General features: G+C 64.0%; 26 protein-coding genes and 1 pseudogene. 20 read left to right on the top strand and 7 right to left on the bottom strand.

Going from position 1 to position 21,317, the window contains the following annotated elements; all coding sequences use genetic code 11:
* Positions 1-274: 274 nt before the first annotated feature.
* Both AC1D14_RS11665 and AC1D14_RS11660 read left to right on the top strand, forming a co-directional pair.
* A pseudogene (locus AC1D14_RS11665) lies at positions 275-439 on the top strand (hypothetical protein); the annotation flags it as partial.
* Positions 373-567, top strand: a complete 195-nt coding sequence (locus tag AC1D14_RS11660) for an LGFP repeat-containing protein (RefSeq protein ID WP_476968547.1) — start codon at positions 373-375, stop codon at positions 565-567. The pseudogene AC1D14_RS11665 and the gene AC1D14_RS11660, both read left to right, overlap by 67 nt.
* 94 nt (positions 568-661) lie before the next feature.
* Here the strand turns inward: AC1D14_RS11660 and AC1D14_RS11655 are convergent, their stop codons facing one another.
* Together AC1D14_RS11655 and hisC are read right to left on the bottom strand one after the other, a co-directional pair.
* Entirely contained in the window at positions 662-2,074 is a 1,413-nt protein-coding gene (locus AC1D14_RS11655) for an amino acid permease (protein WP_476968539.1), read from the bottom strand.
* 53 nt (positions 2,075-2,127) lie between these two features.
* Complete coding sequence (gene hisC / locus AC1D14_RS11650; RefSeq protein ID WP_476968538.1) at positions 2,128-3,225, bottom strand: histidinol-phosphate transaminase; 1,098 nt, start codon at positions 3,223-3,225, stop codon at positions 2,128-2,130.
* 93 nt (positions 3,226-3,318) lie between these two features.
* On the opposite strand from hisC, the gene AC1D14_RS11645 reads away from it, so the two are divergent.
* The 3 genes from AC1D14_RS11645 (at position 3,319) to AC1D14_RS11635 (ending at position 6,678) form a co-directional block, all read left to right on the top strand.
* Positions 3,319-3,822, top strand: coding sequence for an Lrp/AsnC family transcriptional regulator (locus AC1D14_RS11645; protein ID WP_476968537.1), 504 nt, complete (start codon positions 3,319-3,321; stop codon positions 3,820-3,822).
* A gap of 120 nt (positions 3,823-3,942) precedes the next feature.
* A complete protein-coding gene (locus tag AC1D14_RS11640) occupies positions 3,943-5,616 on the top strand; it encodes a thiamine pyrophosphate-binding protein (protein WP_476968536.1) in 1,674 nt (557 codons plus the stop codon).
* 165 nt (positions 5,617-5,781) lie between these two features.
* Entirely contained in the window at positions 5,782-6,678 is an 897-nt protein-coding gene (locus AC1D14_RS11635; RefSeq protein WP_230117378.1) for a ketopantoate reductase family protein, read from the top strand.
* A gap of 353 nt (positions 6,679-7,031) precedes the next feature.
* Here AC1D14_RS11635 and AC1D14_RS11630 read toward each other — a convergent pair whose 3' ends face one another.
* Both AC1D14_RS11630 and AC1D14_RS11625 read right to left on the bottom strand, forming a co-directional pair.
* Complete coding sequence (locus AC1D14_RS11630; protein ID WP_230117379.1) at positions 7,032-7,319, bottom strand: hypothetical protein; 288 nt, start codon at positions 7,317-7,319, stop codon at positions 7,032-7,034.
* A 414-nt stretch (positions 7,320-7,733) separates the two neighbouring features.
* Positions 7,734-8,810 (bottom strand): methyltransferase, encoded by a 1,077-nt coding sequence (locus AC1D14_RS11625; protein ID WP_476968535.1) that lies wholly within the window; start codon positions 8,808-8,810, stop codon positions 7,734-7,736.
* Positions 8,811-9,247: 437 nt separating this feature from the next.
* On the opposite strand from AC1D14_RS11625, the gene AC1D14_RS11620 reads away from it, so the two are divergent.
* From AC1D14_RS11620 to AC1D14_RS11565, 12 genes are all read left to right on the top strand, one after another.
* Positions 9,248-9,886: a hypothetical protein gene (locus tag AC1D14_RS11620; protein ID WP_476968534.1), complete on the top strand. Its 639-nt coding sequence runs from the start codon at positions 9,248-9,250 to the stop codon at positions 9,884-9,886.
* Positions 9,887-10,357: 471 nt separating this feature from the next.
* Positions 10,358-10,684, top strand: coding sequence for a VOC family protein (locus AC1D14_RS11615; RefSeq protein ID WP_476968533.1), 327 nt, complete (start codon positions 10,358-10,360; stop codon positions 10,682-10,684).
* The gene (locus AC1D14_RS11610) at positions 10,603-10,845 is read left to right on the top strand and encodes a VOC family protein (RefSeq protein ID WP_476968532.1); all 243 of its coding nucleotides are present in this window, start codon (positions 10,603-10,605) and stop codon (positions 10,843-10,845) included. Before AC1D14_RS11615 ends, AC1D14_RS11610 begins: the two co-directional genes overlap by 82 nt.
* Entirely contained in the window at positions 10,739-10,978 is a 240-nt protein-coding gene (locus AC1D14_RS11605; RefSeq protein ID WP_476968531.1) for a VOC family protein, read from the top strand. Before AC1D14_RS11610 ends, AC1D14_RS11605 begins: the two co-directional genes overlap by 107 nt.
* A gap of 422 nt (positions 10,979-11,400) precedes the next feature.
* Positions 11,401-11,796, top strand: a complete 396-nt coding sequence (locus AC1D14_RS11600; protein ID WP_476968530.1) for an excalibur calcium-binding domain-containing protein — start codon at positions 11,401-11,403, stop codon at positions 11,794-11,796.
* 27 nt (positions 11,797-11,823) lie between these two features.
* On the top strand, positions 11,824-12,492 hold the full coding sequence (locus tag AC1D14_RS11595) for a class F sortase (protein WP_476968529.1): 669 nt from the start codon (positions 11,824-11,826) through the stop codon (positions 12,490-12,492).
* 501 nt (positions 12,493-12,993) lie between these two features.
* Positions 12,994-13,638 (top strand): excalibur calcium-binding domain-containing protein, encoded by a 645-nt coding sequence (locus AC1D14_RS11590; protein WP_476968528.1) that lies wholly within the window; start codon positions 12,994-12,996, stop codon positions 13,636-13,638.
* Between the two features lie 300 nt (positions 13,639-13,938).
* Positions 13,939-15,570 (top strand): AAA family ATPase, encoded by a 1,632-nt coding sequence (locus AC1D14_RS11585; protein WP_476968527.1) that lies wholly within the window; start codon positions 13,939-13,941, stop codon positions 15,568-15,570.
* 10 nt (positions 15,571-15,580) lie between these two features.
* On the top strand, positions 15,581-16,009 hold the full coding sequence (locus tag AC1D14_RS11580; protein ID WP_476968526.1) for a hypothetical protein: 429 nt from the start codon (positions 15,581-15,583) through the stop codon (positions 16,007-16,009).
* Positions 16,009-16,230 carry a hypothetical protein gene (locus AC1D14_RS11575; RefSeq protein ID WP_476968525.1) on the top strand — a complete coding sequence of 74 codons (222 nt, stop codon included), beginning with the start codon at positions 16,009-16,011 and terminating at the stop codon, positions 16,228-16,230. Before AC1D14_RS11580 ends, AC1D14_RS11575 begins: the two co-directional genes overlap by 1 nt.
* Positions 16,231-16,373: 143 nt before the next feature.
* Positions 16,374-17,036 (top strand): ComEA family DNA-binding protein, encoded by a 663-nt coding sequence (locus AC1D14_RS11570; protein ID WP_476968524.1) that lies wholly within the window; start codon positions 16,374-16,376, stop codon positions 17,034-17,036.
* Entirely contained in the window at positions 17,029-17,646 is a 618-nt protein-coding gene (locus AC1D14_RS11565) for a 4Fe-4S single cluster domain-containing protein (protein ID WP_476968523.1), read from the top strand. The genes AC1D14_RS11570 and AC1D14_RS11565 overlap by 8 nt, the downstream gene beginning before the upstream one ends.
* Positions 17,647-17,662: 16 nt before the next feature.
* Here the strand turns inward: AC1D14_RS11565 and AC1D14_RS11560 are convergent, their stop codons facing one another.
* The 3 genes from AC1D14_RS11560 to AC1D14_RS11550 all read right to left on the bottom strand — a co-directional run bounded on the left by AC1D14_RS11560 (position 17,663) and on the right by AC1D14_RS11550 (position 19,758).
* Positions 17,663-18,331 (bottom strand): S1 family peptidase, encoded by a 669-nt coding sequence (locus AC1D14_RS11560; RefSeq protein WP_476968522.1) that lies wholly within the window; start codon positions 18,329-18,331, stop codon positions 17,663-17,665.
* A gap of 95 nt (positions 18,332-18,426) precedes the next feature.
* Entirely contained in the window at positions 18,427-19,017 is a 591-nt protein-coding gene (locus AC1D14_RS11555; protein ID WP_476968521.1) for a hypothetical protein, read from the bottom strand.
* A 249-nt stretch (positions 19,018-19,266) separates the two neighbouring features.
* On the bottom strand, positions 19,267-19,758 hold the full coding sequence (locus AC1D14_RS11550; RefSeq protein WP_476968520.1) for a nitrilase-related carbon-nitrogen hydrolase: 492 nt from the start codon (positions 19,756-19,758) through the stop codon (positions 19,267-19,269).
* A 37-nt stretch (positions 19,759-19,795) separates the two neighbouring features.
* Here AC1D14_RS11550 and AC1D14_RS11545 point away from each other — a divergent pair, with 37 nt between their 5' ends.
* The 3 genes from AC1D14_RS11545 (at position 19,796) to AC1D14_RS11535 (ending at position 21,270) form a co-directional block, all read left to right on the top strand.
* The gene (locus AC1D14_RS11545; RefSeq protein ID WP_230117387.1) at positions 19,796-20,032 is read left to right on the top strand and encodes a hypothetical protein; all 237 of its coding nucleotides are present in this window, start codon (positions 19,796-19,798) and stop codon (positions 20,030-20,032) included.
* A 157-nt stretch (positions 20,033-20,189) separates the two neighbouring features.
* Positions 20,190-20,663 carry a DUF4383 domain-containing protein gene (locus AC1D14_RS11540; RefSeq protein ID WP_230117388.1) on the top strand — a complete coding sequence of 158 codons (474 nt, stop codon included), beginning with the start codon at positions 20,190-20,192 and terminating at the stop codon, positions 20,661-20,663.
* Between the two features lie 205 nt (positions 20,664-20,868).
* Positions 20,869-21,270 carry a hypothetical protein gene (locus AC1D14_RS11535; protein ID WP_230117389.1) on the top strand — a complete coding sequence of 134 codons (402 nt, stop codon included), beginning with the start codon at positions 20,869-20,871 and terminating at the stop codon, positions 21,268-21,270.
* Positions 21,271-21,317 lie beyond the last annotated feature (47 nt).

The raw sequence follows: 21,317 nt of genomic DNA, 5'->3' as shown, positions 1-21,317 counted from the left end.
CGTGCGCGCGGGCCTGCGGCCGCTGCCTCCCGGTCCGCGCGTCACACAAGCTCGCGCGAATCTTTGCCAGCCAGGCTCCTCTGACCGAATAAGTAATTCGGCACGTGTAAACGTCGCCGCTAAGGCGTCCGCCCTCGTCCGTTACTGTTCGCACCAAAGCTATTGCGTTGAATGTGAAGTGGGAGAGGTTGTAAAGACATAAAGAAAACCCCCGTTCCTTGGGGGAATGGGGGTTTTTTTGCTGGTCGCCACATAACCCGTTAAATATGTTTCCATCGGCGGTACCCTAGCGCTCGGTAGCCCCGTCGGCGCGGAGGTGGCCGGGCTTCGCGCCGACGGCGCTTACCGCAGTTACGAACGCGGCACTATCTACTGGTCCCCGACCACCGGTGCGCACATCAACCCAGGCGCGATCCGGCAAGCCTACGCAGCACTGGGCTGGGAAAAGGGTTCCTCGGCTACCCCGTTAGCAACGAATACAGCATCAGTGGCGGCATTGCCCAGGACTTCCGAGGCGGCCAAATCACTTGGCGGCCGACAGTGGGCACCGTCGTCAACCGTATGTAACGCACGCTGATAGTGGGAACAGTGAGGTCGCGTCGGTCAAAAGCCGACGCGCCCGCACTGTTCTAACTCGGAATGTAGATACCCGCCCGCTGACTCAGTCGATAAGAGCCGGCTGCTTGGCACCATCCGAAGATTCGACAACCGGCGCAACCTTCCCGTTCCGGTGGTGCAGCCAGTTCGCCACCGCCAGAAGCGCCACGAGTGCAAAAGTGCTCAAGAGCTGGGGACGGGAATCCTCGCCGATGAAGCCCACCGTGAAGATCGCCGCGAGGATGAGGAGACCGAAGCCGGTGAGCCACGGGAACCCGGGCATCCGCAGCGGAAGCACCGTCCCCTCGCGGTCGGCGCGGAGGCGCAATGCGAGCTGGGCCAAGAGCGCAGACGTCCACACCAGCAGGCAGGTCGAGCCCACAATATTGAGCAGGACGGGAAGGACCTTCTCGGGGAAAGCCAGCTCCAGCACCACCGTGACAACGCCGAAGGCGACGCTGGCCAGGACTGCGACAACCGGGACCCGGGCCTTGGACACGGAGGCAAGCAGGCGTGGTGCTTCACCCCGCTCCGCGAGGGAGTACGCCATCCGTGAGGCACCGTAGAGGTTGGCGTTGAGGGCGGAGAGCAGCGCTGCGACGGCCACCAGGGTGATGGCTGTGGCTGCGCCAGGCATGCCGGCCGCATCCAGCACCGCGGCGAACGGGCTCTTCAGCCCCGCCGAACCGACGGGAACAACAGCCGCAATAACGAAGATGGCGCCGATGTAGAAGACCAGGATGCGCCACAGCACCGTGCGGACCGCTTTCTTCACGCTGCGGGCGGGCTCGGCGGTCTCAGCTGCCGCCACGGAGACGATCTCGGTGCCGCCGAACGCAAATGCCACCACGAACAGTGCCGTGGCAATACCGGCGAAACCGCTGGGTGCGAATCCGGCACCCGTGAAGTTGGACAGGCCCGGCGACTGGACGCCCGGCAGCCAGCCGAAGAGCAGGGCCGCGCCCACCAGGAGGAACCCGACGATTGCCGCCACCTTGAGCAGCGCGAACCAGAACTCGAACTCGCCGAAGTTCTTCACACTGGTGAGGTTCACGGCAGTGAGCACCACGATGAACACGAACGCCATCAGCCACACCGGCAGCGCCGGGAAGATGGTGGCCAGCAGGCCTGCCGCACCGAGCGCCTCGGCCGCGATCACGACCACGAGCTGCAGCCACCACAGCCAGCCCACCGTGGCGCCGGCCACCGGCCCGTAGGCCTTGGCGGTATAGACGGAGAAGGCACCGCTGTCCGGATTGGCGGCGGCCATCTCGCCGAGGGCCCACATCACCAGGATGATGAGGGTGCCGGCCACGAGGTAGGAGATCAGCACGGCCGGGCCGGCCGCCTGGATGCCGGCGCCGGAGCCGATAAAGAGGCCCGCGCCGATGGCGCTTCCCAGGCCCATCATCGTGAGCTGGCGGGGTTTGAGTGCGTCGCCCAGGGGGCGGGCAGACGTCATTGTCTGTTGTTCCATGGAGAGTCCTCTGGTTGTAGGTGGAACGGATGGGATTTCAGGTCAGTCGGTTTTCAGGCCGTGTGGGCTTCCAGGAGCCGGAGCACGCGATCGTTGGAGGCTGCGTCGGCAACGGTGATCCGCACACCGTCCCCCTGGTACGCCCGGACCAGGATGCCCGCGCGGTCAAACGCATAGACCAGCCTCGCCCGAAGGCTTTCATCGGCACGGATCCACAGGAAGTTGCCCTGGCTCGCCTGGAGTTTCCAGCCCTGGGCTTCCAGCTGCGCGGCCATCCGTGCGCGCTCGTACTTGACGGCGGCGACGCGGGCTTCCATCTCCTCCCCCGCATCCAGCGAAGCGATGGCCGCCTTCTGGGCCAGCGCGCTCACGGAGAAGGGAATGGCTGTCCGGCGCAGTCCCTCGGCGATGTCCGGTGCCGCCACGGCGTATCCCACGCGCAGGCCGGCGAGTCCGTACGCCTTCGAGAAGGTCCGCAGGATGCAAACGTTCGGGTACTGGCGGTAGAGCGCCAGGGAATCGGGGCCGCTGCCCGCTTCGGCGTATTCCACGTAGGCCTCGTCGACCACCACAAGGATGTCCGAGCGGACGGATTGCAGAAAGGCCTCGATGCGTTCATGACTGATCGGCACGCCGGTCGGGTTGTTGGGGGTGCAGAGCAGGATGACCTTCGTGCGGGCAGTGACGGCCGCGGCCATGGCATCGAGGTCGTGGCCCTCAGCGCCGTCCAGGGGGATGCGGACCGGCCGGGCGCCTGCCAGCTCAACCAGGATGGGGTAGGCCTCGAAGGAGCGCCACGCGAAGATCACTTCATCTCCGGCGTCGCAAAGGCCGGTGATGATCTGCTGGAGGACGCCGACGCTGCCGGGTCCCACTGCCACCTCTCCGGCCGTAACGCCGAGGTGGCGGGCAAGCCGTTCGCGGAGTTCGACGGCGGCACTGTCGGGGTAGCGGTTCATGGTACCGGCCGCTGCGGCCACCGCAGCGGCGGCGGCGGGCAGTGGCTCGTAGTGGCTTTCGTTGCTGGCGAGGGCTGCAATGTCCAGGCCGGCGCTGCGCCGGCCCGGGACGTAGGGCGGAAGTCCGGCCACAGCGCCACGAAGCGTGGGGAGCGATGTGTCCGGTGCGGTCAGGAGCTGATCACAGGTCATGAGGACTGATCATGATTGTGACCCCGCCCACAGTGCAAGATACGCTCAACCCATTGGGACTTCTGCTCAACTTCTAGCGTCTGTGGTGAAAATATGACCATCCCGAGCCCCCGCACCGTGGATTCCCTCGACGGCAGGATCATCCTGGCCCTCGACAAGGATCCCGAAGCCAGCGCCCTGGCACTCTCGCGGACCCTCGGCGTCGCACGGAACACGATCCACGCCCGGCTGGCACGGCTCGAGCGCAGCGGCGCCCTCCGCTCCTTCAGCCGGAGACTGGATCCCGCCGCACTTGGCTATGACCTCATGGCTTTCCTCTCGCTGTCCATCAGCCAGACGCGGACAGGCGCGGTGGAAGACGGGCTCGCCGCGATCCCGGAGGTCATCGAGGTGCACGCCACCACCGGGGACGCGGACCTTATGGCCAAGGTCGTGGCCCGCAGCACGGCCGACCTGTACAGGATCACCAACGAGATCCTGGAAATCGAGGGGATCCAGCGGACCAGCACGGCCATTTCCGTCCTGGAACTCATGCCGCCCCGCTACGACGGCCTCCTGAGCCGGCTGTCGGAGCAGGAATCCCGCCCTGCCAACTAAACGCGGGTGATGCAGGCCACAAGTGGGCATATTTTCAGTTCAATTGGCACTCGCCTGATAAATATCCCAATCCAACTCGACTCTCTTGCCTATCTGTGAACCAGCGCACAAGATTCCTGCATGACTTCACTTACCGTCTCCGGCCGCGTGGCGCAGGTTCTCAGCAGCTATCTCAGCGATGTTTTCGGCGTCATGGGCAACGGAAACGTCTACTTCCTGGACGCCGCGGAAAAGCTGGGCCTCCGCTTCTCCCCCGTCCGCCATGAAGGCGCCGCCATCGCCGCGGCCGACGCCTACTACCGGACGTCAGGACGCCTCGCAGCGGGCACCACCACCTACGGCCCCGGCTACACCAATGCACTCACCGCCCTCGCCGAGGCGGTCCAGGCCCAGATCCCCGTGGTGCTGGTCACCGGGGACGCCCCGAGCAGCGGCGCCCGGCCTCAGGACGTGGACCAGGCGGCAATCGCCGCGGGCCTCGGCGCGGCGACCTTCACCGTCACCCGCGACGCCGCGGGCTCCATCACGCAGCAGGCGGTGGAGTACGCTCTGACCAAGCGGACCGCCGTCGTCATTGCCATTCCCTACGACCTCGCGGCACTCGAGGCTGCGGATGAAGCGCTTCCCGCGCCGTCGGCACCAAAGTTTACGGACGACGTCGACGGCGGACTCGGGCAGGCAGCCCGGCTGCTCGCCGGGGCGAAGCGGCCGCTGATCCTCGCCGGCCGCGGTGCGCATCTTGCCGGCGCCGGCCCGGAGCTCCGGGAGCTTGCCGACCGCCTGGGCGCGCTGACCGCCGGAACCGCCCTGGCGCTCAACCTCCTCCAGGGCGAGGGGTATCTCGGCGTCGCGGGCGGCTTCGGCACGGACACCGCGGCCGGGCTCATGGGTGAGGCTGATGTGGTCCTCGTGGCCGGGGCAAGCCTGAGCCCCTTCACCATGCGGTTCGGGCACCTGCTCGGCCCGGACAGCACCGTTATCCAGATCGATGCCGCCCTGCAGCCGACGCACCCCCGGGTGGACACCTTCGTCAGCGCGGACGTGAAGTCTGCTGCGGGACGCCTACTCCGGATCCTGGATGGCACGGCCTCGCCGGACGCCAGCCGCGCAGAAGCCTGGCGCGGGGAAGCGCGCAAGCGCCTGGCCGAGGGACCGGCCCACCATCCAGGCTCCGACGAGACCCCGGACGGCCGGCTGGACCCGCGCTCCCTTGCCACGGCACTGGATTCGGTGCTGCCGGAGCGCCGCACGGTGGTCCAGGACGGTGGGCACTTCGTCGGCTGGGCACCCATGTACTGGCGCATCCCGCGCCCCCAGGACCTGGTCATGGTGGGGACCGCCTACCAGGCCATCGGGCTCGGCCTGGCCAGCGCCGTCGGGGCAGCCCGCGCAGTGGAGGACGGCCGCACCCTGGTGCTGGTCTCCGGCGACGGCGGTTTCCTGATGGGCCTGTCCGACCTCGAATCGCTCATTGGTGCGGCGAGCAGCGCCGTCGTTGTGATCTACAACGATGCCGCCTACGGAGCCGAAATCCACCAGTACGGCTCCCAGGGCCTGACCGAAAAGCCCATGCTGATCCCCGAGGTGAACTTCAGCGGCATCGCCCGCGCGCTCGGTGCCGAGTCAGCGATCATCCGCTCCCTGGCGGACCTTTCCGCGCTCACGGACTGGATCGACGCCGGAGCCAAGGGAACCTTCGTGGCCGACTGCCGGATCACGTCGAGCGTCCGGGCCCCGTGGCTGAGCGAGTGGATGAAGGCCAAGCAGGAGGCGAAGGCGGCGGTGGCGGGCTAGCTAACCCTGGCGATAACGAAGTGATCAGGCATGCCAGGCGAATGCCACCCGCACAGTCCCGTTGAAACCCCTAGCCTTGGAACATCGGATACAAAGCCTCATCTGCTGTTCCAGGCTCCTGTTTCCGGTTAATCCTTGAAAACCACCCCGGAAAGGTATGTACCCATGCGGATACTCGTCGTCGGAGCCGGAGCCACAGGCGGGGCGTTCGGCACGCTCCTGCAGGAAGGGGGACGGGATGTCACCTATTTGGTGCGGCCGCGCAAGCAGGACGTCCTTCGCCGCGACGGGTTACGCTTCATCTCCCCCACCGCTGACCGGACGCACCCGGTAAAAACCATCACGGCACCGGACGGGTCAGAGGCCTTCGATCTGATCCTCGTCACGGTCAAAGCCACCGCGGTCGAGGGCGTACTCGGCGAGCTTGGCGCTTTCGTGGGGGCTGGAACCAGCATCATTCCCATCCTCAACGGCATGGCCCATGTGGACCGGCTTGAGCAGTTGTACCCGGGCCACGTGCTCGGCGGCCTGGCCCGGATCGTCGCCACTCTTGACGGCGATGTGGTCCGCCAGCAGATGCCCCTCACTTCCCTCACGGTGGGCGGGCTCAACGGAAACCTTGTCCCTACGGATGTTTCCGAGGCTCTGGACGTGCCCGGCGTCGACTTCTCGGTAGTGGACGACGTAGCCGGCGCCCTGTGGGAGAAATGGGTATTCATCGCGGCCGCGGGAATCGTCAACTGCCTGTTCCGGGCCCCGGTTGGACGGATCATCGAGGCCGGCGGGCGGTCCAGGATCCTGGAGGCCATCAGTGAAACCGAAGCGGTGGCGGCGGCGGCAGGACATCCCGTTTCCGACGCCGGTCATGCGCAGGCGGTCGGTATCCTGACTGAACCGGGATCGGCGTTCACTTCCTCCCTGTACCGAGACCTCAGCGCAGGGCTCCCATCGGAAGCCGAGCACATCCTCGGCGACCTTGCAGGCAGAGCCCGCAGCCTCAACGTCCCGACGCCACTGTTGGAGCTCACCCTCATCCAGATCAGGGCCAGCCTTCCAACCTGAACCACCACTCCGGCGCGGCCAGCAGGCGGCGGAGCCAGGGTCAAGAGCCGGCGAGCTGATCAACCGGCGACGCCGTGCTCTTCCCGCTGCCACAAGACCGGACAAGACCCTCTTCCCAGCAGAACTCGCGTCTAGGACCCCCCAATGGAACCTTCGTGGCCGACTGCCGCATCACGTCGAGCGTCCGGGCCCCGTGGCTGAGCGAATGGATGGAGGCCTCCCGGGCCGCGAAGGCTGCGGTGGCGGGGTAGTTGCCCGGCTGGCACGAAAAAGGAGGCCGACGACGACACCCAGTGTCGCCGTCGGCTTCCTTTTTATGCCCGGCGGTGCTATCCCCCGCAGGCCGCTGGACCCTATGCCGCCATTGGAAGCGATACGTAGCTGCCCTCGATGACGCTGGCGGCAACAACGGGAGTGCCGTCCACTGTGACATAGCTGCCACGGGTGACGGGGGGCAAGTTTCGGCCGCCGGCGACGGTGACATAGCTGCCCTCGACGCCGACGGGGAGGCTGCCGGCGGGGAGAGTCACGTAGCTGCCGCCGCGCACTGCGGTGTCAGCGACAGTGATGCCGGTAGCGTTCGTGAGAGTGGTTTCGGTGGTGGATGAGGAGGTTGCGGGGCGTTCGGTCAGCAAAGTCATGGGTTCTCCGTGGGGTTTCGGGATGAGGGCCATACAGGTTCTTGTGCCGCTCAAGCAGGAGGGCGGTTGCGCGTCGTGTCGCTTGCCCCACTGGCCCGGGTATGTTCACCGGTGCGGTACTCAAGGGCTACGGTGGCCTGTACCTAATTTTACGGCTTAATGTGAGCTACTCAAAATAAGGTGGGGAGACTCACGTTGCCAGCGCCGTCGGGGCAACCCGCGCGGTAGAGGACGGCCGCACCCTGGTGCTGGCCTCCGGCCACGGAGGTTTCCTCACGGGCCTGTCCGACCTCGAATCGCTCATTGGGGCGGCACGCAGAGCCGTCGTCGGCACCCAGCCCACGCGCCGCCGTCGTACTCCCCGACCGCGGTCGCTGGCCAGGTGACCTGACGGCTACGCCCTATCGCACCGGACTATCGGCGAACAAGCCGCCACAGCGAGGTGACCTCGGCCGTGCGCGCCTCGAACAAGGGATCGTCGCGGTCCGATGCCTTCGGATGCGTTGGCTTGGTGTCTAGCCGTTCCACAACCTTCAGCCCAGCCGCCGCGATGGCGGTCAGCAGATCGTCACGCGTCCGCAGGCCAAGGTGCTCGGCCAGGTCGGAGAGGACAAGCCAGGCCTCACCGCCCGGTTCCAGATGGTCGGAGAGTCCGTTCAGGAAGCGGAACAGCATCCTGCTCCCGGGGTCGTAGACGGCGTTGTCCAGGGTGGAATGCGGCGTGGCCGGAATCCAGGGCGGGTTGCACACGATGAGGCGTGCCCGCCCGGGCGGGAACATGTCGGTCAGGACGGCCTCAGCACGGTCCTGGACGCCGAGGTTCCGGAAATTCTCAGCGGCGCAGGCGATTGCACGCGGTTCATTGTCCGTCGCCACCACGCGGTGGACGCCACGGCGGGCGAGGACGGCAGCGAGCACCCCCGTGCCGGTTCCGACGTCGAACGCCAGCGTGTCAGAGGGAAGTGCAGCGGCGGCCACGAGATCCACATACTCGCTCCGGGTGGGGAAGAACGTGCCATAGTGCGGGTGGATGCGGCCCTGCAGGGCATCGACGTGGACGCCATTACGGCGCCACTCGTGGGCGCCAATGGCCCCGACAAGCTCATGCAGGGACACAATGGAAGATTCGCCGATATCACCGTACGCTTCAGCGGCGGCCTGCCGGATGTCCGGTGCGCGGCGCAGCGGCACCACCGGACCCGGATCAAGAGGAATCAGCAGCAGGCCGAGAACGCGTGCACGGTGCGAGCGGGACTGGCGGTGCCGATAGAACTTATCGGCCGGAGTTGCTGCGGTCTCTTTCTTTCCGGCGCCCATCCGCCGGTCCAGGGCGTTGAGGATCTGCCGTGCGTTGTGGAAGTCACCGTGCCAGAGCATCGCGATCCCCTGTGACGCCATCCGGTTCGCATCATCGGCCGTGAGAGAGTCGGAGACCACTTCGACGCGCGTCGGCGCCGGTCTGCCGTTCGCCGAACGCCATCGCGCGGTCATGCTCTCACCAGCCTCGGCCCAGGTCACGACGGCGGGATCATTCATCGCAGCCGTGCGCGCGGGCTTGAGGACCGGCGTCGGGATTCCCAAGGGAGCTGGCGTGTCGGTAGTGATAAGGATCCATTCCAAGAGTCCGGGGGGCCAATCGGAGACTGACGATTGCGGCGGTGATTCGACAACGTGGATGGCTACGCCCAAGATTCCGGACCGTCATCCGGCCGCGAACCGAGCTTGGTTGATGGCCGCTGGAACCATTCAACCTGCATTGTCAGGATACAGGTGTGCCGTGGCCGAGAGCGGCGCAACCGCGGCAGTATCCGATCTGCGCTGGGCGATCACGCAGCCGACGTGAACTCCCCGGCCAAACCGGGTGCCGTCGTCGTACGTGGATGACGGCGACACTCAGGGATCGCCTTGTTCCGTGGAAGTATTCACCTATGACTATCGATGGCGACACCGCCAAACTCCTAGCCTTCATTGACTCCCGCGGCATCGACGCCTCGACTGAGGTTAGCCGTGGTTGGGCTTCCATCGGAGCGATCATTGTCGATGCCTCCTTGCAGCGACGCCAAAATTACGAGGCAACCGTAAAGCCGCGCGTTGACGCTCTGGTTGCCTCATGGCCAGATGCAAGAACCACAAGTGGGTTCCGGAAACGTCTTGCTACGGGAACCCTCTCGGACGTCATCGATTGGCCATCGCCGGGCCGCCTCGCTCAGATAGACGACTTAACGTGTGTGTTTGAGGATCAGGGGATCGAAACTGTAGAGGAACTCCGCGCCAGACTCACTGACCCAGCAGAAAGGCCGGTTGTTCGTGATGCCCTCGCAGCTGTACGTCATGTGAGCCCCAAGACGCTGGACTACATCGACAGTCTCAGTGGACTCTCAACGGGGGTGACTACTGATGTGCGGATACGAAGAGTGGCCGAGGCCGCCGGTATCGAGGACACCTCTTACGACAACATGTCGGCCGTGATCCGCGCTGCTGCAGACTCACGAGGGTGGCGCGCTGCGGACCTGGACGCTGCACTGTGGCACTTCGGTATTGAGAGCGCCCCGGCATCATCCACGTAAGGATTTGAGAACTCGTCCCCGGTCAGAGGCACGAACCTGGTATCCGTGGAACTACACCACCTTCGTTTAGTTCGGGCCCCGAACCGGTCAGCGGGGAGGGGTAGGCCCGCAGGGCGCGATGCCGGCCGGCATGGACGGGGCAAATTCGCCGGTCCATTCCTGGTTCCCGTCGCGGCGGCCCTGCCGGTCGTCGTCCCTCTTGTCATCATGCTCGCATGCCGGAAGCACGCATACCCGCCGGGTCGCAAGGCCTCCGGCTGGTCAGAGCCGGAAGTCAAGGAAACGGTGTCCCAGCACTAAGCCACGACAACCAGGGCGTGCCTCCCATATCGGGCATTACCTGGGTACAGGGTCGGGCGGCATGGCGCTGCGACTTGTTCAGGTGAATTTCAAGCCTCGGGATGACTCAGCGCGCGCGGCCGGTTTTGGGCGGAGGCGCTCGGCTGGGGTGTTTCAAGCGAGGGACCCGGTGTGACAAATGTTGAACCCGCGGGCTTCGCCGGGCCGGAACCCGTCGCCGTCTGCGTCGATGTCGTCACCGTGCCGGATCCCGAGACGGTGAGGTACGGCGCGCACCTCGACCTCGCCACCACCTCTGAGGCGCATCAGACTGAGCTAGTCGCGCACGCGGTGGAGCTGGGTGCAACGCCCGCCGACGTGTGCCAAGGTGATGTGCCGTGGACGGTTTGGCCGACCCGGAGGGCAACCTGTTCCGCGTGTTGGAGCCCCGGTCGATTTACCGGGACACCGGGCCGATCGCCGCGGTGGTGGTCAATTGTGCGGATCCGCGGGCCATAGCCCGGTTCTGGAGCGAGGCGATGGACTGGATCCTGCACGAAGTGACCGACGATAATGCGAGGATGCGTTCGGCCAAGGGTGTCGGGCCGTTTCCTTGGCACGCCCGCCGTAAACACCGCGTGTGGCCGTGTCCATCTCGACCTGAGGCCGTACCCCGGTGATGATCAAGCGGCAGAGGTGGCCCGGCTCCGGGCTCTCGGCGCCACTGACGCCGATGTCGGCCAGGGCGATGTGCCGTGGGTGTGCCTCGCCGACTCAGAGGGCAACGAGTTTTGCGTCCTCACCCCGCGCTGACGCATAGCCTCGGCTACTGGACGCGCGTCCAGTCGGATTCGGGCAGGAAGTAGATGGCGACGGCGGCCATGGCCGCCGTAAGCATCAGGTAGTACCCCGGCATCATGTCGTAGCGCTGCTGGCCACGGCAACGCCCGTGCGGGAAGAGTTGCTCACGGCTACAGTCTTCCGCGCAGCTGCCCTGAGTTCCCAACCCGGCGCTAGACGCCCCTGCCTTGAACCGTGAGGCCGACACGACAAGCGCTCTGCGTCACATTGACACTTCAACCATTCCTGCTGATATAACTTGCAAGGCAGATGCCAATATCACTCGCCCGCCGTGCTAGCTGCAGACTCCCCCTTCACTAATGGTCCTGCGCTGGCCCTGCATAGGCACGCACCAGAAGTATGGGGACAATTAAATGAAGAAGAGCATATCTGTCTTGGCAGTAGCAGCAGTGGTCGGACTGTCAGCGATGACAGCTGCCCCGGCCAACGCGACAACCACGGCGTTCCCGAACTGCACTGCAGCAGCAGCGGCAGGCGCCTACAACATTCCCGCAGGGGCACCGGGCTACGGTCCGCACCTTGACCGCGACAACGACGGCATCGCTTGTGAAAACTCCGCTTTCGGCAGCGGAACCACTCAGGTCGCTCCCGCTCCGGCTGCTGTGGCGCAGGCCCCGGCACAGGTAAGCCAGATGCCCGTAGGTGGCGCTAACACTGGCGTTGCTCAGTCTGTAAACAACGGCACGGACTTCCTCGCGCTTGGTGGCCTTGCCGTCGCCGCGGTGGCCGGGTCGATGATCGTGCGCCGCCGCGCGTCCGTCCAGGCATAAGCTGCCGGATCGGAAATAACGCGTCGTATGACTAGCTCAACCAGCGCCCGCCGCAGATGCCAGCTGGCGTCTGTGGCGGTCGCTCTGCTACTTCTAACTGGCTGTGCAGCGGGAGCTTCAGTGCAGACGGTCGCTATGCCGGCGGCAGCTACTGCTAAGCCTGCATCTCCCGTCGAGACTGCTGCTCCCATCGAGACTTCGGTGCCCTCAGCGCACCGTACCTCTGCGCCGACGAAGGTTTTGCCCGCATCGGACCCCGTTTCTGTCAGCGTTCCTTCTGCTGGCATCGAGTCCGAACTGCTAAGTCTCGGCCTAAACGGGGACGGATCGCTGGAAGTGCCGCCCGACGGTCCGGGCGCTCCGGCTGGGTGGTACAGTCGGTCCCCGACACCTGGCGAGCGCGGCCCCGCCGTCCTTCTAGGACATGTCAATGCAACCGACGGAGGTCCAGGCGTCTTCGCGCACCTTCGCGACCTCAAAGCCGGTGACCTCATCAGGGTTGCCCGTCAGGATGGAACCACGAGCGTTTTCACATTTGATCATGCTGACCAATACTCCAAGGACGCGTTCCCTACACAGACCGTCTACGGAAACACCGAAGGCCCGGAGCTTCGGCTCATTACATGTGATGGTTACGACCCGGCCACTGGTCTGTTCGACGACAATTATGTTGTCTACGCAAAATTCAGCACTTAAGAGCTCGTCCGATCAGCAACGAAAAGGTTAGCCTCCAACGACATCAGGCAACGACCTGCATGGTTTGAAATTTCACAAGCGGTGGTTTGGTGCCCACACCAAACCACCGCTTGACCTTCTTCTTGTTGCAGACGCCTGACGCGCGTCCACGTCGCTCGCGCAGGGCCTTCGCGAAACCTGCGGCTTTCTTGCGGCTCCCTTGAGTCCCGGCCGTTAGCGTGATACCGCTCACTCGCCACAATAACTATTCCTGGGGGAACTATGAACGATAACTCCGCTATGCCCGCGCGCCCGAAAACTGGCTGGCGCCCGACACCACTTTTCTGGGTAGTTGCAGCGATTGTGCTTTTCATTCTCCTGATCGCCGCCCTTACTGGTGGCTTTGCAGGTATTTTAGTTTTTGTGGGCATTATTGCTGGGCTCACTGGTCTTTACGCATGGCTCTTTAAGCGGCGTTCTTGGGTAGGCCTTCCGCACCGGAAGAGCGCACTGGCAGTCACAGTGTCCGGGATCCTTGTGTTTATGCTGGGCGGCGTGGTGGCAGCAGGGGCTGCCCCGAGCGCTGACGCCAGCAAGGCAGCCCTCGTGACCGAACAGCAGGCTACGGCCACGGCAAGGCCAACTGAAACCAATCCGACTCAGACCACCTGTTCGACGGTCGACGAGTCCCGGACATACAACGGCGAAATCTTCATCTGCACAGAGGGCAGCGACGCCCAGTTCGTGTGGCTCTCCGAAGCAGAGTCCCATAAACTCGTGGAAGCGCGGGAGGCGAAGGCTAGAGCAGCAGCGGCCAAGGTCGCGGCCGACAAGGCAGCAGCGCAAAAGGCCGCCGCCAAGGCTGCGGCTGACAAGCTCGCCGCCGAAAAAGCAGCGGCAAAGGCAGCGGCTGACAAGCTCGCCGCCGAAAAGGCCGCAGCAGACCAGGCTGCGGCGGCCCAAGCGGCCGCAGACCGCGCCGCGCAGCAGGCTGCCGCAGAGCAGGCCGCCCAGCAGGCGGCTGTACCCGCCGCACCTGCACCTGCTTCCGTTTACTACAAGAACTGCACCGCTGCCAGGGCCGCGGGGGCTGCGCCGGTTTACGCAGGCACCCCCGGATACGCAGCCCATCTTGACCGTGACGGCGACGGAATCGGCTGCGAATAGTCGCCCTGTCCCTGCACTCGTGACGGCTGATGAAATGACTATGGACCTGAGCGTAGTGCGGAACGGCTAGCGCCCAAAGACGTGGTCCGCTGCTATATGCAGCGGACCCGCCTTATCGTGTGCAACTTGCAGCTCGAAACTACTCATCGCTGAACATTGCTGATGACTCTCGGGGGCACTTTTTCGTTAGGCTATGCAAATTTTGCAGCGATGGGGGAAAACCCCGGCAATTTGGACCCATTGCGATATGGCTGAGATAAGATTCCCAAAGTTGAGATACAGAATTTACGGGGGCAACAAGTGAATGCAAAGACGCCGCTAGTCTTCGGCCAGACTCTGGTCGAGCTCATCCGGGCACGGCATCCGATTCTTTTGGTGGAAACCCACGAGGGCAATCGCGTCCTAGCCGCAGCCGAAGCTGTTGCGTCGAGCCCTGACTTGCGGCGTCCACGCCGGGTCGTTGCCTACACCGTTTCCAAGGGGCTCCACTCCCCCGGGCAGTCAGGCAAGCCGACGGCACCTGACGCCGCCTTGGCCGAAGCCGTTAAGGCTCCCGAGCCAACCATATTTGTGTTCTTCGACCTCCACCACTTCCTCGGAGCACAGGGCCGGCCGGCCGAACCCACGATGGTGCGCGCGGTGCAGGACGCGGCTACGGCTTTTCGGACCGGCGAAGTGCCGCACACGCTCATCATCGCCTCCCCCGGTCTGACGCTTCCGACCGACTTGGAGAAGGAAGTCACGGTGGTCGACCTGCCCCTGCCCACCGCCGGGGAGATTGAAGGGGTACTGGAGGAAATAGTCGGGGCGAATGCCGCTTCGATCGTCGTCGATCTCAGCCCCGATGACCGCCAGCGACTGATCCAAGCCGCCCAGGGCCTGACCCTCGGCGAGGCCGAGAACGCTTTTGCACGGGCCATCGCCTCAGACCGCCGGCTGGACGCTTCGGACATCGCCCTAGTTTTGGATGAGAAACGGCAAACCATTCGAAAGTCCGGGCTGCTGGAATTCATCTCCCCCGAGGGAACCCTGAACGACGTCGGTGGCTTGGAAAACCTCAAAAAATGGCTGAACAAGCGCAACGGATCGTGGCTGCCCGAGGCCCAGCGCTGGTCCATCCCGGCACCCAAGGGCGTCCTCATAACCGGCGTCCCGGGGTGCGGCAAAAGCCTCACAGCCAACTGCATGGCCACACTGTGGGGCCTACCGCTGCTCCGCCTTGATGTCGGACGGGTCTTCTCCGGCCTGGTCGGCTCCAGCGAACAAAACATGCGCGGCGCCCTCAGACTCGCCGAGGCCGTGTCCCCCTCTATCCTGTGGATCGATGAAATCGAGAAGGGCTTCGGCTCGAGCGGGAGCGGAGACTCCGGAACCAGCCAGCGCGTCTTCGGGACCTTCCTGACCTGGATGCAGGAAAAGAAAAACCCGGTCTTCGTCATTGCCACCGCCAACAAGATCGACTCCCTACCGCCGGAGTTCCTGCGTAAAGGCCGCTTCGACGAGATCTTCTTCGTGGACCTTCCCACCAAGGAAGAACGGGTGCACATCTGGCGCATCCAGCTGCAAAAACGGCTCACCGAGACATCCGCTGCCAGCGGCGACTTCGAGATCACTGACCGCCCCCTTGACTTCCTCGCCGAGCAGACCGAGGGCTTCTCCGGCGCTGAGATCGCCGAAGCTGCCGTCAGCGCATGCTTCGAAGCCTTCTCAGAGCGGCGCATGCTCAACGAGAAAGACCTGAGCAAAGCCATCGCCAACACGGTTCCGCTGTCTGTCACCCAGGCTGAACAAATAAACGGCATCCGCGAGTGGGCATCCACGCGCGCCGTGGCTGCCACTTCCATCAGCGCCAGGGAAGAGTACTCGACCAGCGGCACCTCCACTACCGCCGACGTCAATTCTTGGCGTGGCGGCCGGCAGATCGACTTCTAGGCGGGACAGCATGAGCCTCGAAGTTCTCCTCATCCCCATAGGAATCGCAGCAATCGCCGCTATCCGCGAGGCCCGCAGCACGGACCTATGCGAGAAATGCAAGACCACTCGAATCACGGACCAACAGCTCCTTCAAGAGGCACTCCTCGCCATGGGCGCCAGCGACCTCAGTGTTGCCGAGGGGCGCGTCACCGGCAACAGCCCATATGGCCGGATCACCTTCCAGCGGATCGGGGAGGTGTTCCTAGGCCGGGTCGACAACGCCCCGGGCGAGGCCACTGACAACCTGCTGGCAGCCTTGGACATGAGCGTGGGAGGTCTGCTTCAACAACGGACAGTAGCCTCGCTGCACGCCCGGGCCGCTGAGATGGGAATGGTGCTCGTGTCACAGACGGCAGCMAATGGAGAAGTTCAACTCGTTTTCGAACAGGCGACATGATGACCAAGAAGACCATAACCGTAACCGTTTCAGCCTCAGGATCCATTACCGCCGAAGCCAGCGGCCCCGGACCGAGCTGCACCGATGACCTCGCGGCGATACAGGCACTGCTGCCCCACACAGTGATTGCAGACTCACGGCTAACACCGGCCTACTACCAGACGGTCAACCAAGAGGTTGCCGCCCAACAACTACGGCACGAAACGGACAACGGACGATGACCCCCGAAGAAAAACTGTGTTCACGCACTTGGCGCCTACGCAACAGTGCGGGCATCCTTTGGAGCATCCTCTCCATGGGCTTGCTCACCGGCGTCGGTTTCCTCATACGGGGCATAAAAGCCAGGAACAAGACTTGGATTGGCATGGGTGTCGGTTTCCTGGTGCTGGGTATCGGCCTCATGGCGGCGACCAGCACCTTTGATTCCGGAACCAAGGAACACCCCATTCACTCGGTCGCAAGCGACATCTGGGGATGGATCTACTTCATCACCTTCGCTGGCGGCGTCACGGCAGCCATCATCACAAATAAGAAATGGCTGCTCTGGAAGGCGCATGCCAGCGACGTGAAATGGTACGCCAAGGCGGCCGCATCACAGCCACCGGTGAACGCCTCACCGGCACGCGGCTACGATCCGAACGCAGCTGCAGCCACAGCGCTGGCGACCCCGACACCCCAGGCGTCATTCCCTCTCCAGGCCCCGGCCGTCCAATCCCCCGCAGCACCAGGGTCATATTCCACGCCGACTCCTACTGGAGGCCTCGACGTAAATTCGGCCTCCGCACAGGACCTCCAGGCCGCGCTCGGCGTCGACGCCGCGACGGCCAACCGCATCGTTGAAACGCGGCAGGCAACCGGAAACTTCAGTTCTTTCGAGCAGCTCATGTCCAAAGCCCAGGTGCCACCTCATCTCCTCATTCCCCACCGGACCAGCCTCGCCTTCGGAACCCCGGCGGTCGGCCACACGCCGCCGCAGCCCCAGCCGCCTAGCGCCGGCGCGCAGTCAGGCCGCCGGCTCTTTGACTGACGGACATATCCGGGTAGGGCGTGTTCTGCACGGCACCACCGCCGAAGGCCCAGGCCTGCGGACGGCCATCTGGTTTCAGGGTTGCAGCATCCGGTGCAGGGGTTGTATCAATCCCCACCTGTTTAATCCCCACGGCGGAGCCGAAGCGCGTGTCTCAGAAATTGTCGACGAGGCCGTAAGCGCAGGCGTCGAAGGACTGACGCTCATTGGCGGCGAGCCCTTTGACCAGCCGGCAGGCGGCGCAGCTCTAGCCAGCGCAGCACAGGCACGGGGACTCGGAGTCATCGCATTCTCCGGCTACGAGTACGACTCCCTGCGGCGTCGGGGTGAGCCGACGGGGGCGCTCCTCGCCTCTACCGATTTGCTGGTCGACGGACCATACCAAGCCTGGAATCCGGAGGGTCGTCGGGCCTTGGTGGGCTCCAGCAACCAGCGTTTCATCCACCTCACTGATCGTTACAAGACCTACCGTCCAGAGATCGCCGGCAATAGGATCGATGTCCGCATCAGCCCTGACGGTTCCATTGAGGTGGCAGGCTTCCTAAATGAAAATGGCCTCGCTGATCTGTTGGACTCAACCGAAACAAGCAGAAGGTTCCGCAGGACTTGATTCGGCCAAGGTCCCGTCAGGGAACACCATCGCACTTTGCAGAACCGGCGTAGTTGTGTGGGTCGTTCAGGACTTGGATCAGAGTTTCTACAGGTACCGCATATCGGTCGCCATCGGAAGCATAGACGACACCAACCAGCCGACCCGCGTCGTTTATGAGTGGGCTTCCCGAACTGCCATGCTCGATCGGGGCATCGTTTACGAGCATGGGAACTGATGACCACCCGACAGGGTCTGGGGCATAACCCAAGACCTGTCCGTGACTTGTAGTCAGTGGTCCACCCAACGGGTAGCCAACGGCTGTAACGTTCGTTCCCACATCAGGGTTCGCGGTGGCCAGACCAATCGTCGCGGGCAACGCTTCCTTTGTCCAGACCAAGGCTAGGTCAGCTACGACGGCGGCTCCGGCCGTGGTGACGTCGATGTCATGACCGTCAAAGGTACTGACTTGGAGAACCGCCGCACCACCGATCACGTGGCGATTGGTAATGAATACGTGGTCAGAGATCGCAAACCCTGACCCTGTTGCAACACCCTCACAACCAATATTGCGCACGCGCAACGCCGCTCGTTCGTAATCCGTAAAACCATGCGCTGCCACCTGATCGACCGAGTGCGTCGGCGGCGCACTGCGTGTCGGCAACGGATCGCTCGCCGAATCTGCCGGAGTTGCGCTGGAAGTCACCGGAGGTGGCGGTACCGGCGCAAGTCCGCACCCAGCCAGCCCTGCGCATGAGACTCCGATCAACAGCAGCCAAGCGGCTGGACCAGTGTGAGTTCTCAACCCGCCAACTTCTTGGAGAGGGCCTCGCTGTCGGCCCTGGCCTTATTGCAGCCGTCGTTAATCTGCCTTGCGTATGTAATCAGTGCTTGCGCGTCGTATGAGGAGAAATCGACCAAGTACTTTTGGAGCTTTTGGAGGTCACTGATGCAAGTGTCCATCTCCTCGGTCACCCCTTGGGACATCGCAACCAAGGTCGCCATCATGGCAGCATCATCGCTCACCTGCGCCTTTTCATCGGCCAGGGAACGGACGCGGTTAGTCGCCGTGTTGTAGTCAGTGGTTACACCTGCAAGCTTCTGCTGCGTATCCGCGAGTTCACTGTTCACGGCATCAAGGCGCGCTTGTGCATCCTCCGCGTCGCTCTTGAAGCCATCCTTCTGCTTGGTCATGGCAGCGAGGTCGTCGGATGTCTCGTTGGCAGAAGATCGCCACTCCTGCGCGGAGTACGTGGAATAAGCGAACCCGGCGCCCAGCCCTGCAACCATGAGAGACAAGACAACGATGGCCACCACGAAGGGCCAACGGCGGGCGGCTCGGTAAGGGCGAGGTGCCAAACCGCCGCCCGCAAGCAGGTGTGACTCATCCAATTTCCCGGGCTCTTTTCATCGTGTTCTTGCGGCAACCGCCGTTAATCTTGAGATTCTAGTGGCCGTACCAACGTGTCAGCGCATTTGACTTGCAGATGACGGGCAAAAGTGCCTTCCCGCCCTGCGAGGCCAAGCCTCCGGAGTCTAGGAGTACGTTGGGGTCCTTAAAGACCACAAAGAATCGGGCCCGCGACATGCAGAGGACCCGACCCTGTCATGCGGAACGCAGACGTTTGTCCAGCGTCTGCCCTACCCCAGCCGCCCCTGCCGGAACATCGGGAACTGCTCCTTCACCCGCGCCACCGTCCCGAGCGAGATATCCACCGCCCGAACCCACGGCTCCAGCCCAAGATCCGCTTCAACATAGCTCATCGGATCCACCAGCAGGGTGCGCCCCACGGAGACGGGCGGCGCCTGGCACACCCCCGCCACGTACACGCTGTTCGCGATCGCGCGGGCGGCGTTGAGGGCCAGCCATTGCTCGGTCTTATGCGTGCCCGGCACCCAGGACGAGCAGACCAGCAGCACCTGCGCACCGGCGTCGGCCAGGGAGCGGGCCAGCTCCGGGAACCGCAGGTCGTAGCAGGTCATCAGCCCGAACACCGCTCCCCCGGACTCAAAGACGACCGGGTCCGTGGACGGGCCCGGCGTCATGAACGTCGACTCCCCGAAGCCCTGCGCGTCGAACAGGTGGATCTTCCGGTAGAACGCAAGCCGGGTGCCGTCCGGCCCGAAGGCCACCAGCGTGTTGTAGGCCGGTCCACCTGGCGCGTCGGAGTTGGGGACCGCCGTCGAGGTTTACCACGAGACGCTGGCCGAGCTCTATGCCTATTTCATCCCCTACTCGATCGAGCTGCTGCACAAATCAAACTGCGACCACGTCGCGCTCGTGGCAGCCCTGCGCGCCGGCCAATGGGACGAAGCCGAGGTCGCCCGCAAGCACGTGGACATCCTGCACCGGACCATGTTCATGGGCCTGGCCGAGGGCGGATCCGCCTCCTCCTCCCCTGCCTAGAACACGGCCGCCCGGAATGCTCTGGAAAGCCCCTTTATTCCCTGCACAGGCGCGGTTTTCAGGAGTAGGATTTGGGCGTCGGCAGAAGTCCGGCGACTCCTGCCGCGAGGCCGGTTCTCCATCTGAAGAGCCGGTAACCAGCGTGAAAGGCAGACCAATGACTACCGCTTCACACCCCACCGAGCACCACCACATGATGGGGTTGTCCCTCCACAACACCGCCATGGGTCTTGGTGCGGTTTTCCTGCTGGTTGGAGTCCTCGGGTTCATCCCGGGAATCACTACCAATTACGGCGCCATGAACTTTGCCGGACATGAGTCCGGGGCAATGCTGCTTGGAGTCTTCCAGGTGTCCGTACTGCATAACATCGTCCATTTGCTGTTCGGCGCGGCCGGCATTGCAATGGCCCGGACCGCCCAGATGGCCCGCTGGTTCTTGCTCGGCGGCGGCGCTGTCTACGTGGTTCTGTGGATCTACGGCCTGTTCATTGACATGGACGGGGGCGCCAACTTTGTCCCGCTTAACACTGCCGACAATTGGCTGCATCTGCTCCTCGGCGTCGCCATGATCGGTTTGGGCCTCTGGCTCGGCAGGGATGCGATGGAGAGGACGAGGGGAAGCGCCACATAGCGCCACCCACGGTTCTGAATAACCGACGACGGCGGCCGTCCCCCGGGCGGGAAATCTGCACCGGGGACGGTCTGCCCTCTGCGTCCGCGGCTCCCGATGCAGCCTGAACACGGATGCGTATTCCCGGCTGATCCGGACTGGAACGTCACGTTGACGTGGCAGTCGTTCCGGTCCAGCCACCGATCCAACTGGCAAGGAGATCATCATGCTCGGAGAACAAATCGGGGAACTCAACGGCGAGACCATCAGCACGCGGGTTCTGGAAGACACTGGCCGCGGTCCGCGCACCGAAGTGACCGACCATCAGGTCGGCACGCTCTGCGGTGTGCAAGTTGACGTCAATGTCACCTATGTCGGCACGATTCGTCCCAGCGGCACAGTCGTCGGCAACGGAAACGGATTTGTGGTCACCGCAAGCGGGCAGACAGCCACCTTCACCGGCCACGGGGTCGGTAGCTTCACCGGTCCGGGTCAACTCACCTGGCGGGGTGCATTGTTCTACGAAACCACTTCAGACGAGTTGAGCCGCCTCAACGGGATCGCAGTCTTGTTCGAGTACCAGGTGGCGGACGGCAAGTCCGAAGGCCGCCTTTTCGAGTGGAAGTAGAGCGACGTCGACCGGTTCCAATCCTGCCTCCGCCCCAACGCCGGACC

The organism is Arthrobacter sp. P1_B11, from assembly GCF_056406715.1.
The sequence above is the reverse complement of the archived record's forward strand: the minus strand, read 5'-3'. Positions and strand labels throughout refer to the sequence as shown.